Annotated in this window: 10 protein-coding genes and 2 tRNA genes; 7 read left to right on the top strand and 5 right to left on the bottom strand. The window is 71.3% G+C overall.

The window, feature by feature from the left end; genetic code table 11:
* Positions 1-57: 57 nt before the first annotated feature.
* Entirely contained in the window at positions 58-684 is a 627-nt protein-coding gene (locus tag QM720_RS03170) for a hypothetical protein (RefSeq protein ID WP_415124711.1), read from the bottom strand.
* A 104-nt stretch (positions 685-788) separates the two neighbouring features.
* On the opposite strand from QM720_RS03170, the gene pheA reads away from it, so the two are divergent.
* Positions 789-1,745 carry a prephenate dehydratase gene (gene pheA, locus QM720_RS03165; RefSeq protein WP_415124710.1) on the top strand — a complete coding sequence of 319 codons (957 nt, stop codon included), beginning with the start codon at positions 789-791 and terminating at the stop codon, positions 1,743-1,745.
* Between the two features lie 634 nt (positions 1,746-2,379).
* Here the strand turns inward: pheA and QM720_RS03160 are convergent.
* The gene (locus QM720_RS03160; protein WP_415124709.1) at positions 2,380-3,438 is read right to left on the bottom strand and encodes an LLM class flavin-dependent oxidoreductase; all 1,059 of its coding nucleotides are present in this window, start codon (positions 3,436-3,438) and stop codon (positions 2,380-2,382) included.
* Positions 3,439-3,639: 201 nt separating this feature from the next.
* On the bottom strand, positions 3,640-4,659 hold the full coding sequence (locus QM720_RS03155; protein ID WP_415124708.1) for a diacylglycerol/lipid kinase family protein: 1,020 nt from the start codon (positions 4,657-4,659) through the stop codon (positions 3,640-3,642).
* A gap of 64 nt (positions 4,660-4,723) precedes the next feature.
* Here QM720_RS03155 and QM720_RS03150 point away from each other — a divergent pair, with 64 nt between their 5' ends.
* Entirely contained in the window at positions 4,724-6,001 is a 1,278-nt protein-coding gene (locus QM720_RS03150) for an MFS transporter (protein ID WP_415124707.1), read from the top strand.
* A 2-nt stretch (positions 6,002-6,003) separates the two neighbouring features.
* Here the strand turns inward: QM720_RS03150 and QM720_RS03145 are convergent, their stop codons facing one another.
* The gene (locus QM720_RS03145) at positions 6,004-6,390 is read right to left on the bottom strand and encodes a VOC family protein (RefSeq protein WP_415124706.1); all 387 of its coding nucleotides are present in this window, start codon (positions 6,388-6,390) and stop codon (positions 6,004-6,006) included.
* A 52-nt stretch (positions 6,391-6,442) separates the two neighbouring features.
* Between QM720_RS03145 and serS the strand changes: the two genes are divergently transcribed.
* From serS to QM720_RS03120, 5 genes are all read left to right on the top strand, one after another.
* Positions 6,443-7,723, top strand: a complete 1,281-nt coding sequence (gene serS / locus QM720_RS03140; RefSeq protein WP_415124705.1) for a serine--tRNA ligase — start codon at positions 6,443-6,445, stop codon at positions 7,721-7,723.
* Complete coding sequence (locus QM720_RS03135) at positions 7,720-8,667, top strand: HAD family hydrolase (protein ID WP_415124704.1); 948 nt, start codon at positions 7,720-7,722, stop codon at positions 8,665-8,667. Before serS ends, QM720_RS03135 begins: the two co-directional genes overlap by 4 nt.
* A 100-nt stretch (positions 8,668-8,767) precedes the next feature.
* Positions 8,768-8,852 (top strand) — tRNA-Ser (locus QM720_RS03130).
* A gap of 16 nt (positions 8,853-8,868) precedes the next feature.
* The gene (locus tag QM720_RS03125; RefSeq protein WP_415124703.1) at positions 8,869-10,170 is read left to right on the top strand and encodes an LCP family protein; all 1,302 of its coding nucleotides are present in this window, start codon (positions 8,869-8,871) and stop codon (positions 10,168-10,170) included.
* Between the two features lie 98 nt (positions 10,171-10,268).
* Positions 10,269-10,360: transfer RNA gene (locus tag QM720_RS03120), tRNA-Ser, on the top strand.
* An 867-nt stretch (positions 10,361-11,227) separates the two neighbouring features.
* Here QM720_RS03120 and QM720_RS03115 read toward each other — a convergent pair.
* On the bottom strand, positions 11,228-12,925 hold the full coding sequence (locus tag QM720_RS03115) for a glycoside hydrolase family 13 protein (RefSeq protein ID WP_415124702.1): 1,698 nt from the start codon (positions 12,923-12,925) through the stop codon (positions 11,228-11,230).
* Between the last annotated feature and the right edge of the window lie 266 nt (positions 12,926-13,191).

Here is a 13,191-nt window from a genome sequence, read left to right as displayed (position 1 = left end):
GTCTGTCACTCGACCCGGCTGCGCGCATCGCGCAATCGCCGACCGCCTCGCGCCGTGTCAGCGGCGGTGGAACACCGACGTCGCCGATCCGCCCGCGACCTCCGACGTCAGGGTCAGCGTGTCGGTCGTGCAGGTGTACGCGGCGTCGCCGACCGGAGCCTGCGCGATCTGCTCGCTGATCGCGCCCGGGTCGGTGGCCACGCCGTCGATCGTCGCCGTCACCTCGAGGGCGCTCGTGGCCAGCGGCGAGCTGGTGATGCGGTCGGCGGTCGCCGTGTAGGTGCCCTCCATGCTGCCGCCGAACGTCACCAGGATCGTCACCCCCGACACCTGCGCCGTCACCTCGGTGCTCGGTGCCCAGGAGTAGGTGCCGGCGGCATCCATCGTCATCGTCGCCGACCCGACGGGGCTGAACTCGACGCCCGAACCGGCCATGACCTCGTTGATGCTCTGGTAGAACGCGGTGAGCTCGTCCTGCCCCATGTACCACTCGCCGACGAGGCAGTCGGCGGTCGCCTCGCCCGTCGCGCCGGCGCTGGGCGTGGCGCTCGCCGAGGCGGATGCCGCGGGCTTCGACGCCGACCCGCTGGAGGTCGGGGTGGGGGAGGACTCGGCGGCGCAGCCGGGGAGGACGAGGGCGAGGGCGGCGAGGCCAAGAAGGGGGGTGGCGAGACGTCGGTTCACGCCCCCAGCGTACGGCGAGGCCGCCGGCGGGTGCGTCGTGCCGCGCAATCGTGCGCCGATCGTGATGCGGGCCGGCGGCGAAGGCCCCCAGTAGGCTGTCCCCCGTGAGTTCCGAGCCCGCCGCCCCCGTTCGTCGTACCTACAGCTACCTGGGACCGGCCGGCACCTTCACCGAGGCGGCGCTCGCGCAGGTGCCCGAGGCGCGCGACCAGAACTGGCGGTCGGTGCGCAACGTCGCCGAGGCGCTCGCCGACGTCGTCGAGGGGCGGTCGGATGCCGCCATGATCGCGATCGAGAACTCCGTCGACGGCGGGGTGTCGACGGCGCAGGACGCCCTGGCGACCATGCCGGGGCTGCGGATCATCGGCGAGTATCTCGTGCCGGTGAACTTCGTGCTCGTGGGGCGCCCCGGCACGCGGTTGGAGGACGTGTCGCTGGTCGCGGCGCATCCGGTCGCCTACGCGCAGTGCCTGCAGTGGCTGTCGGCGCGCCTTCCCGAGCACGCCCACCTCCCCGCGGCGTCGAATGTGGCCTCGGCGGTCGGGATCGTGGAGGGCGTGAGCGATGCGGATGCCGCGATCGCGCCCCCCGGCATCCTGGAGCACTACGACCTGGAGCTGCTCGCCGAGTCGATCGGCGACAACGCCAACGCCGTGACCCGGTTCGTGCTCGTCGGGCGCACCGTCGCGCCGCCGGCGCCGACCGGGGCGGACAAGACGTCGCTCATCGTCGAACTGCCCGAGGAGTATCCCGGCGCGCTGCTCGAGCTGCTGGAGCAGTTCGCGACGCGGGGCATCAACCTGTCGCTGCTGGCCTCGCGGCCGATCGGCGACGCGCTCGGCCGGTACCGGTTCGTGATCGACGCCGACGGGCACATCGAAGACGAGCGCATGGCCGATGCCTTGCTGGGGCTGCGGCGTTTTTCGCCCAAGGTGATCTACCTGGGCTCGTACCCCCGCGCCGACCGCGCCATCGTGCACTACCCCGACCGTTACGCCGACGACGTGTTCGTCGAAGCGCGCGACTGGCTGCGCGGCCTGATCTCCGGCGAGCCCGGGTAGCCCCGCCGCCGGTTCGGTCGCGCGCTTCGGCGGTTGCGGCGGTTGCGGTTGCTGCGGCGGGTTCGGCGGGTTCAGTCGCGGCATTCTGCGGGTGCGACCGCGGATGACCCGCAATTCGCCGCGACCGAGTGATGAGGGGCTCGGTTCGGTCGCGGCATCCTGTGGGTGCGCGCCGCCGCGACCCGCGTTTCGCCGCGACCGAACCCCGCTCGCCTGTCGCGTTCTGTCGGGTGTGGCGGCGGCTTGTGGCAGGGGAGCGGCGGTGCGGTGGCTTGTTCCCGCGCGAGCTTTGGTCGCGGCAATGTGTGGGTGCGATCGCGGATGACCCGCAATTCGCCGCGACCGAGTGATGAGGGGTTCGGTTCAGTCGCGGCATTCTGCGGGTGCGACCGCGGATGACCCGCAATTCGCCGCGACCGAGTGATGAGGGGCTCGGTTCGGTCGCGGCATCCTGTGGGTGCGCGCCGCCGCGACCCGCGTTTCGCCGCGACTGAACCCCGACGGGCACGCCGGCGGGCACGCCGACGCGTCACACCGGCGGGCACCCCGACGCGGCACGCCGACGGGCACGGTCAAGCATGCACCGGCAGGGGAGCGGCGGAGCTGACGCGGCAGCGGGATGCGCCGCGCCGGCTCAGGGGGCGAGGAGCTCGAGGGTCTGGATGCGGGCGGTGGCGGCATCCATCGGCTCGTCGTCGCGGGCGGCAGCGACGGGCGAGATCATGACCTCCGCGACGCCGTGGCGGGCGGCGAAGGCGGCGAGGTCCGTCCGCACGGAGGCGCCGGTGCCGACGAACCAGCGGTGGTGCAGCGCGTCGATGAGAGGCGCCGCCAGGTGGTCGGACGCCTCGGCCGCCGCGGCCTGCTCCACGGTCTCGAGCGCGACGAGCGGGCGGCCGCCGCGCAGGCGGGCCATCATGCGGGCCTGGGGGAGCATCCGCTCCTCCGCCTCGGCGACAGTCGGCGCGGCGACGGCGTTGGCGGTGAGGAAGGTCAGGGGGGCTGCGAGCTCCGCCGACGGCTGGAACTGCGTGCGATACAGCTCGAGCGCGCGCTCCAGGCCCTCGCCGGAGAAGTGGTTCGCGAACACGTACGGCAGCCCGAACGCGGCGGCGAGCTGCGCCGAGTAGTCGCTCGATCCGAGCAGCCACACCTCGGGCGTTCCGGATGCCGCCGGCGTGGCGCGGATGTCGTACGTGCTGTCCGCGGGGTGACCGGGGGCGCTCACCAGGCGCACCGTCGCGCCGGTCGCCGACATGATCGCCAGGATGTCGCGGATGTGGTCGCCGAACCGGTCGACCTCGCTCGTCGTGCCGCTGCGGCGCAGCAGCTGCGTGATGACGGGGTCGCTGCCGGGGGCTCGCCCGATCCCGAGGTCGATGCGGCCGGGCGCGATGGCCTCGAGCGCGGCGAACTGCTCGGCGACGACGAGCGGGGCGTGGTTCGGGAGCATGACGCCGCCCGACCCGACGCGGATGCGGCTCGTGCGCGACGCCGCGGCGGCGACCAGCACCGGCGGGGTCGTCGAGGCGACGGCGGGCATGTTGTGGTGCTCGGCGAACCAGTAGCGCCGGTAGCCTAGTGCGTCGGCGCGCTGGGCGAGCGCGAGGGATGCCGCCACCGCCTGCGCGCTCGTCTGCCCCGTTCGCACCGGCACGAGGTCGAGGACGGAGAGGGCCGGAGGCGTCGTCATGACAGGTGCCAACGTGCGTGCGGGCGCGCACATTCCGGGGCGCCCCGGTTCGGTCGCGGCGTTGTGCGGGTGCTGGGGCTGCCGACCCGCACTATGCCGCGACCGAGGTCGGGGCGCCCCGGTTCGGTCGCGGCGTTGTGCGGGTGCCGGGGCTGCCGACCCGCAATCTGCCGCGACCGAAAGCGAACGGATGCCGACGGCTCAGGGCGTCGTGCGAGGCACCGCCAGCAGCAGCGCGCCGGGCGCGACGCGCACATTCAGCGCGGTCGCCTCGCCGAACTCGTCGCCGTCGAGCTGCACCGGCTGGGGGTCGGTGGCGGCGACCTGGATGCCGGTGCCTCGCGCGTACCGCACCGCGTTGTCCGCCGTGCGCAGGCGCAGGAGCCGGCGCCCCGCGCGGAAGCGGCGCAGCACGCTGTTGTCCCACGCGACGCGACGCCACACGAGCAACCACCCGAGCGGGCTCTTCGGCTGGAAGATCGCGATGTCCAGCTCGCCGTCGGAGACCGACGCCTCGGGGATGAGCTCCAGCCCGGCCGGCAGCGAGCCGCAGTTGGCGTAGACGATGCTCTGCACATGGGTGCGATGCATCCGATGCCCGGCCACCTGGTACAGCGCGTGGAACGGCTTCGCGCCCACGAGCGACCGCGCCGCGCCGTCGACGTACGCCACCCAGCCGACCTTCTTCTTCAGGTTGCCGCTGGTGTTGGCGATCATCGCGGCGTCGAGCCCGATGCCGCCCATCACGACGAAGGCGAACTCCTCCCGCGCGCCGCCCGGGCGGGTGAACTCGGCGAAGCCGACGTCGATGCTGCGCCGGTCGCCGGCGAAGGTCGCCGCGACCATGGTGCCGGGGTCGCCGAGCGGGAGCCGCAGGTTGCGGGCGAGCAGATTGCCCGTGCCGCTCGGCACGATCGTCAGCGGGATGCCGCTGCCGCTCATCGCCTCGCTGACCGCCCGCACGGTGCCGTCGCCGCCCGCGACGAGAACGGCATCCACCCCCTTCGCGAGCGCCCGGCGCGCGGCGCCGTCGCCGAGGTCTTCGAGGGTCGTCTCATAGAAGAGGGGCTTCGCCCACTTCGCCGCACGTGCGTGGGTCGTGACGGTGGCCCGCAGGGCCTCGGCGTCGACCTTGATCGGGTTGTAGATGAGCGCCGCGCGCCGATCGGGCGTGGCGCCGCGAACCGGCCGGTCTGCAGCAGATTCGGCGGCGGTGGGCATGGCGCAACGATACCCCGGGGAAGGGGCGGCGGCGCCCGCGCGCCTTGCGCACTAGGCTGACGCGGTGCCCTCCCTCGGTGAACTGATCGCTCCCCGTCGCCTGGGTTCCGGCTTCCGCTGGCTGCTCGGCTCGTCGTGGACGAGCAACATCGGCGACGGCATCGCGCTGGCCGCCGCACCGCTGCTCATCGCGTCGATGACGTCGTCGCCGATCCTCGTCGCCGCGGGGGCCATCCTCCAGTACCTGCCCTGGCTCGTCTTCGGCCTGCACGCGGGCGCGGTCGCCGACCGCTTCGATCGCCGCACGCTCGTCATGGTCGGGGGCGCCGCCCGCGCGGTCGTCGTCGCGGCCCTCATCGCCTTCCTCGTCTCGGGCACGGCCACCATCTGGATCGTGCTGGTCGTCGCCTTCCTCTACGGCACCGCCGAGGTGTTCGTCGACACCGCGGGCAGCTCGATCCTGCCGATGCTGCTGACACCCGCCGACCTCGGCGTCGGCAACGCGCGCCTGCAGGCTGGCTACCTCGTCGCCAACCAGTTCGCCGGCCCGCCGCTGGGCGCATTCCTCTTCGCCGCGGGATCGGCCTGGCCGTTCCTCGTGCAGACCGTCTGCATGACCCTGGCGATCGTGCTCATCGCCCGCATGGCGCTGACGCCGCTGCCACGCAAAGACCTCACAGACCCCGCCCGCACGCCGGTCCACACCGACATCGCCGAAGGCCTGCGCTGGCTGTGGCGCAACCCGCCCGTGCGGACGCTCGTCGTCATCGTCCTCGTCTTCAACGTCACCTGGGCGGCGCCCTGGGGAGTGCTCGTGCTCTACGCCACCGAGCACCTCGGGCTCGGGCCGGTCGGCTACGGCGCGCTGACCACGGCATCCGCCGCGGGAGGCATGGTCGCCGTGCTGGGCTTCGGCTGGCTCGAACGCCACGTCTCGTTCGCGACGCTCATTCGCGTCTGCCTCTCGGCCGAGGTGCTCATGCACCTCGCCTTCGCCCTCACCACCGGCTGGGCGGCGTTCGTCATCATGTTCTTCTTCGGGCTCTACGCCTTCGTCTGGGGCACGATCTCCACGACCGTCCGCCAGCGCCTCGTGCCGCAGGAGCTCCAGGGCCGCATCGCCTCGGTCAACATGGTCGGCGTCTTCGGCGGACTCGTCATCGGCCAGGCGCTCGGCGGCGTCATCGCCCAGTTCTGGGGCCTCACCGGCCCCTGGTGGTTCGCGTTCGTCGGCGCGGCGTTGACCCTCGTCGTCGTCTGGCGCCCGATCTCGCACATCGTCGGCGCCCCGCCAGTGAGCGACGCCGGCGGCACCGGCGACCCGGAGGATGCCGGCGCGTGAAGTCACGCGTGCAGGAACTCGATCCGGATGCCGTTCGCATCCTCCACGAACGACGCGTAGTACGTCGCGGTGAACCGCGGATACTCCGCGGGTTCGCGCACGGCGGTCCACCCGGCATCCGTCGCGATGCGGTGCAGGCGTTCGACCTCGTCGCGCGAGGCAACCTCGAACCCCAGGTGCTGCCAGCCGACGCGCCCGTGCACGTGCGGCCCCGTACCCTGCTCGCGGGCGGCGTAGAGCAGGATGCCGGGAGCCTCCCCGGCCCACCACGTGATGCACGTCTCGTCGTCGTGACGCGTGTAGCCGAGCGCGGTCAGGACGGGGTCGAACTGCGCCGCCGCGGCGGTGAGATCGGCGACCGTGACGCCGAGGTGGTGGATGCGAGGCACGGGCTCATCATGGCAGGTCGGGCCTGTCGCCACCCCTAACTAGACTTGCTGCGTGATCGATCTCGCTCTGCTCCGCGACAACCCCGACCTCGTCAAGCGCTCGCAGCAGGCCCGGGGCGAGTCGCCCGACACCGTCGACGACGCCCTCCACGCCGACCGCGAACGTCGCGCCGCGATCACCGCCTTCGAAGAGCTGCGCGCCGCGCAGAACGCGCACGGCAAGGCCGTCGCGCAGGCCTCGAAGGACGACAAGCCCGCGCTCGTGGCCGAGGCGAAGGAGCTGAGCGACCGCGTCAAGGCCGCCCAGCTGGCCGCGACCGCCGCCGAGGATGCCGCCGAGGCGGCCCTCGCCCGCATCGAGAACATCGTCATCGAGGGCGTCCCGGCCGGCGGCGAGGACGACTTCGTGACGCTGCGGACGCACGGGACGCCGGCATCCTTCGACTTCGCACCGCTCGACCATCTCGCCCTCGGCGAGAGGCTCGGCGCCATCGACATGGAGCGCGGCACGAAGGTCAGCGGCAGCCGCTTCTACTTCCTCACCGGCATCGGCGCGCGGCTGGAGTACGCGCTCATGTCGCTCGCGCTGCAGCGCGCCCTGGATGCCGGCTTCACCCCGATGATCCCGCCCACCCTCGTGCGCCCCGAGGTGATGCGCGGCACCGGGTTCCTCGGCCAGCACGCCGCCGAGGTCTACCACCTCGACGAGGACGACCTCTACCTCGTCGGCACGAGCGAGGTGCCGCTGGCCGGCTACCACCTGGGCGAGATCCTCGACCTGACGGGCGGCGCGAAGCGCTACGCCGGCTGGTCGACGTGCTACCGCCGCGAGGCGGGGTCGTACGGCAAGGACACCCGCGGCATCATCCGCGTGCACCAGTTCAACAAGCTGGAGATGTTCGTCTACACGACTCCGGACGACGCCGAGGCGGAGCACCTGCGCCTGGTCGAACTGCAGGAGAGCATGCTGCGCGACCTCGGCCTCAGCTACCGCGTCATCGACGTCGCCGCCGGCGATCTCGGCTCGTCCGCCGCGCGCAAGTACGACATCGAGGCATGGGTGCCGACGCAGGATGCCTATCGCGAACTGACGTCCACGAGCAACTGCACGACCTACCAGGCCCGTCGCCTCGACGTGCGGTATCGGCCACCGGTGGAAGGCGGAGGGGGCGGCAAGACCGCCCCGGTCGCGACCCTCAACGGCACGCTCGCCACGACCCGCTGGATCGTCGCCCTGCTGGAGACCCATCAGCGCGCCGACGGGTCGGTCGTGATCCCCGAGGTGCTGCGGCCCTACCTGGGCGGGCTCGCCGTCGCGGAGCCGGTCGCGTGACGGGCGTCGACGAGCAGCTGCCGCCCACCGGGTCGATCCAGGTCGTTCCGGGCGCCGCGGCGGCGCAGCTCGTCGACCGGCTCGCCGGCGACGCCGAGCACGTCGCGACCCCGCCGCTGCTGATCGCTCTCGACATCGACGGCACCGTGCTGCTCGAGGACGAGACCCTCAGCCCCGGCGTCGTCGAGGCCGTCGCGCACGCGCACCGCGCGGGGCACGAGGTCATGCTCGCGACCGGCCGCAGCTGGGAGGGCACCCGCGGCATCCAGCACGTGCTCGCCCTCGCGCCCGAGTACGCCGTCTGCTCGAACGGCGCCGTCATCATGAAGCGGGTCGGGCCGGCGCCTCGGGGACCCGAGGCGGACCGGGGGCCCGTGCACGCCGACGTCCGCTACGAGCGGTTCCACGTGGAGACGTTCGACCCCGCCGAGGTGCTGCACCTGCTGCACGAGCACCTGCCCGACGCGCGCTACATGGTCGAGCTCGCCGACGGCCGCCGCCGGTACACCGAGCAGATGGACGACTGGAACCTCGTGCACGCCCGCCGCGTGAGCTTCGAGGAGCTCACCCGCGAACCGGTCTGCCGCGTCGTCGTGGTCTCGCCCGACGAGACCGCCGACGACTTCACCGAGCTCGCCGCGCACATCGGGCTGAACAAGGTCTCGTACGCGATCGGCTGGTCGGCGTGGCTGGACATCGCCCCGCAGGGCGTCGACAAGTCGACGGCGCTCGAGCGCGTGCGCACGTGGCTCGGCGTGGAGCCCGAGCGCGTGCTCGTCATGGGCGACGGCCGCAACGATCTCGGCATGTTCCGCTGGGCGCTCGAGCACGGCGGCCGCGCGATCGCGATGGGGCAGGGGCCCGACGAGGTGCTGCGCAGCGCGGGCGAGGTGACGGCATCCGTCTACGCGGGCGGCGTCGCCGACGTCTTGCGGAGTCTGTGACGCGTCGTCTTTCAGCGCCCGCACAGGCGCACCCGCGATGATGGAGGACGTCTGCTCGACTAGACTCCCCCTGTCTGATGGATGCCGACGGCCTCCGTCGGGAGGGTTGTCCGAGCGGCCGATGGACCCGGTCTTGAAAACCGGTGGGCAGAGATGTCCCGTGGGTTCGAATCCCACACCCTCCGCTTCGAAAGGATCCCCGTGAGCCCTCGCCCCGCGAAGACTGCGCCGCGCCGTGAGCCGGTGGCGCGCCACGGCATCCTGAGGTCGCCGCATCCGTTGACGCAGATCCTGACCGTGCTCGGCGCGATCGTCGCCGTGGCGGTCGTGAGCATCAGCAGCGTCAGCGCGTTCGCCCTGTGGGATGTCGCGCACGCCGTCGAGGCCGCCTCCGTCGACATCGGCGACGACGACTCGCAGCTGCCGCCGACCATCGGTGAGATCGAGGGCGGCGTCAACCTGCTGCTCGTCGGGACCGACTCGTGCGAGGGGGCGAACACCGCACTGTCCACCGCGTGCCAGGAAGAGACCACCGGGGGCGAGCGCAACGACGTCACCCTCCTCGTGCACATCAGCGACAACCCGCGGCGCGTGACGATCATCTCGTTCCCGCGCGACATGCTCGTGCCGATCCCATCGTGCACCGGCGAAGACGGCACGCAGTACTCCGCGATGAGCTCGCAGATGCTCAACGTCTCGTACTCGTACGGCGGACTGTCGTGCACCGTGCTGACGGTCGAGAACCTGACCGGCGTCGACATCCAGTTCGCCGCGGCCATCCGCTGGACCGGGGTCGTCAACATGTCCGACGCGATCGGCGGTGTGGACGTGTGCGTATCGGAGGACATCAGTGACGGCAACACCGGGCTGTCGCTGACGGCGGGCACCCACTCGCTGTCCGGCGTGCAGGCGCTGCAGTTCCTGCGCATCCGCCACGGCATCGGCGACGGGTCCGACCTCGGGCGCATCTCGAACCAGCAGCAGTTCATGAGCTCGATGGTGCGCAAGCTCCAGTCCGACGGCGTGCTCGGCAACCCGGCGGTGTTGCTGAACCTCGCCACGACAGCGCTGCAGCAGGTCACCAGCGACCAGCTCGTGCTGAGCTCGTCGCTGGCGAATCCGCAGCGGATGGTGCAGATCGCGATGGCCGTCAAGAGCGTGCCGTACGAGGACATCGTGTTCGTGCAGTACCCGACGGTGTACGCCACCAGCGGCCGCGTGCAGCCGGTGTACTCGGCGGCCGACGTCCTGTTCCAGGCGCTCGCCGACAACCAGCCGCTCATCCTGACGGGATCGACCAGCGGCGGATACGGCACCGAGGTCGTCGGCGAGGCCGAGCAGCCGACCACCGAATCGACCGCGACGCCGACACCCGGTGCAACGGATGCTGCGACGGATGCCGCCACGGAAGAGCCCACGCCCGTGGAGACCGGGGTCGAGCTGCCGGCATCCATCACCGGGCAGACCGCCGCGCAGGTCACCTGCACCGTCGCGCAGCACTAGGCCCGAGTTGGGTTGCGGTTCGGCCTTGGTTCGGCACGGCGCCCTGCACCGGTTATGATTGCTGGGCGTGTCCGCGCCGCTTCGGCAGCCGGACGCCGGGAGTCGTCGCATAGTCAGGCCTAGTGCACCACCCTGCTAAGGTGGAGTCCTCGCAAGGGGACCGAGGGTTCAAATCCCTCCGACTCCGCCACTTTTCGCCTGGTCAGAGCCTGTTTTTTCCTGAGCGCCTGCGGCTCCACGAGCCTCCTGTCGTGCGGGCTCACACGCGCGCATCACCCCGGATGCTGACACATCCGCGTCGGGGCGTTGCGCGGGGTTGGCGGAGTTGGCGGCATTCGGGTTCACGCGTGCGCATCACCCCGGATGCTGACACATCCGCGCTGCGGCGCCGCGCGGAGTTGGCAGCATCCGGGCGCAAACGTGGGTGTCGCCCCGGAACCTGACACATCGGCGGCGCGGCGTTGCGCGGGGTTGGCGGAGTTGGCGGCATTCGGGTTCACGCGTGCGCATCACCCCGGATGCTGACACATCCGCGCTGCGGCGCCGCGCGGAGTTGGCAGCATCCGGGCGCAAACGTGGGTGTCGCCCCGGAACCTGACATATCCGCATCGCGGCGCCGCGATGCCTTGCGTGGCGTTGCCCGGCGCCGCGCGGAGTTGGCGGTATCCGGGTTCACGTGCGCGCATCACCCCGGATGCTGACACATCCGCGCTGCGGCGCCGCGCGGAGTTGGCAGCATCCGGGCGCAAACGTGGGTGTCGCCCCGGAACCTGACATATCCGCATCGCGGCGCCGCGATGCCTTGCGTGGCGTTGCCCGGCGCCGCGCGGAGTTGGCGGCATTCGGGCTCACGTGCGCGCATCACCCCGGATGCGGACACATCCGCGCTGCGGCGCCGCGCGGAGTTGGCAGCATCCGGGCGCAAACGTGGGTGTCGCCCCGGATGCTGACAGATCGGCGTCGCGGCGTTGCTCGGCGTCGCGCAGATCTGGCAGCATCCGGGCCCAACAGCGGCGCATCGCCCCGGATGCTGACACATCTGCGGCGCGCGCCTGCGCTACGGGAGCCGCAGGATCCGGGACTCCCACGGGGCGAGCACATCGGACATCTCCCCGAGGTGAGTGCCGAGGACGAGCGCCGCTCCCGCCACCTGAGGCAGCCCGGTGTCCGGGATATCCGCGGGCTGCGAGGAGCAGTTCGCGATGACGAGAAGCACGTCGTCACCCAGGGTCCGCGTGAACGCCCAGAGCTGCTCGTGCTCCGGGAGCAGCAGGTCGAACCGACCCTCGCGCACCGTCTCGTCCCGATGGCGGAGCGCGATGAGTCGGCGGTAGTGTGCGAACACCGAATGCGGGTCTTGCCGGTCGGCGGCGGCGTTGATGTCGGTGTAGTTCGGATTCACCGCGAACCAGGGCGTTGCACGCGTGAATCCCGCGTGCGCGGAGTCGTCCCACTGCACGGGGGTGCGGGCGTGATCACGGCTGCGCGCGGCGAGGGCGCCCAGGATGACCTCTTCCGGCACGCCCGCGGCGGTGGCCCGGGCGTGGTGGTTGAGCGACTCGAGGTCGCGGTAGTGCTCGATCTCGGTCAGCGGCGCGTTCGTCATCCCGAACTCCTCGCCCTGGTAGATGTATGGCGTGCCCTGGTGCAGATGCAACGCCGTCGCCAGGGTCTTGGCGGAGTTCACGCGGTGCGCGGGGCTGTCATCGCCGAAGCGCGAGACGGCGCGGGGCTGGTCGTGGTTGTCGAGGTAGAGCGAGTTCCATCCGCGGCCTTCCAGCTCCTTCTGCCAGCGCGCCAGGTTCGCCTTGAGCACCGGCAGCGACAGGTCGGCGAGGTCCCACTTCGTCCCGCCCGGCTCGTTGTCCAGCATCATGTGCTCGAAGGTGAACACCATGTTGAGTTCATGGCGCGACGGATCGGTGGCGAGGATCGCCGTCTCCACGGTCGAGCCCGGCATCTCGCCGACAGTGAGCAGCCGCTGCTCGTCCAGCCCGACCTCGCGATTCATCTCGGCGAGGAACTCGTCCAGACGCGAGCCCCGCTCGAAGAACTCGGTGGGAACGACGGGACCGCCGTTCGTGATCGCCGCCGGCTTCGAGATCAGGTTGATGACGTCCATGCGAAATCCGTCGACGCCGCGGGCGACCCACCAGCGCATCATCCGGTAGACCGTCTGGCGAACCGCTTCGTTCTCCCAGTTGAGGTCGGGCTGCCCGGGGCTGAACAGCGCGAGGTAGTACTCGCCGCTGCTCGGGTCGTGGATCCACCGCGACGGAGCGAAGGCGGCGGGATGTCCGTCGGGTTCGGCGCCCTCGGTTCCCGGTGCGTGCCCGGGGCGAGGAGGGCGCCAGAAGTACCAATCGCGCCGAGGCGAGGCCGGGTCCCGCGATTCGATGAACCAGGGATGCCGGTCCGAGGTGTGGTTGACCACGAGATCCATCATCAGCTTCATGCCCCGCGCATGCAGTGCGGCGATCAGCTCGTCGAGATCCGCCAGTGTTCCGAACACCGGGTCGATGTCCTGGTAGTCGCTGATGTCGTAGCCGTTGTCGGCCTGCGGCGAGCGGTACACGGGGGACAGCCACACCACGTCGACACCGAGTTCGGACAGATGGTCCAGCCGGCTCGTGATGCCTCGGAGATCGCCGATGCCGTCGTCGTTCGAGTCCTGGAAGGATCGCGGATAGACCTGATACACGACGGCCGATCGCCACCACCCCTCGGGGCGACGATCTGTGCTCTCGACGTTCATGGATTCCTCTCCGCCTCGACGCATCCGCGCGGGCATCATTCAGTAACCCTATTGATCGCTGTGCCGGTTGCTGCTCGCCACGAACGAGGGTGTGCGCGGGGAGTGGATCCTGCGAGGCGCAGGCTTTTCGTCGCGCCGAGTTGGCGGCATCCGGGGTCACGCGCGGGTGTCGCCCCGGATGCTGACACATCTGTGGCGGGGCGTTGCGCGGAGTTGGCGGCATCCGGGGTCACGTGGGGTACATTGCCCCGGATGCTGACATATTC

The sequence above is a fragment of the Microbacterium sp. genome, assembly GCF_047602155.1.
Classification (GTDB): Bacteria; Actinomycetota; Actinomycetes; order Actinomycetales; family Microbacteriaceae; genus Microbacterium.
Note: the sequence above shows the minus strand (reverse complement) of the source record. Positions and strands in the feature narration are given on the sequence as shown.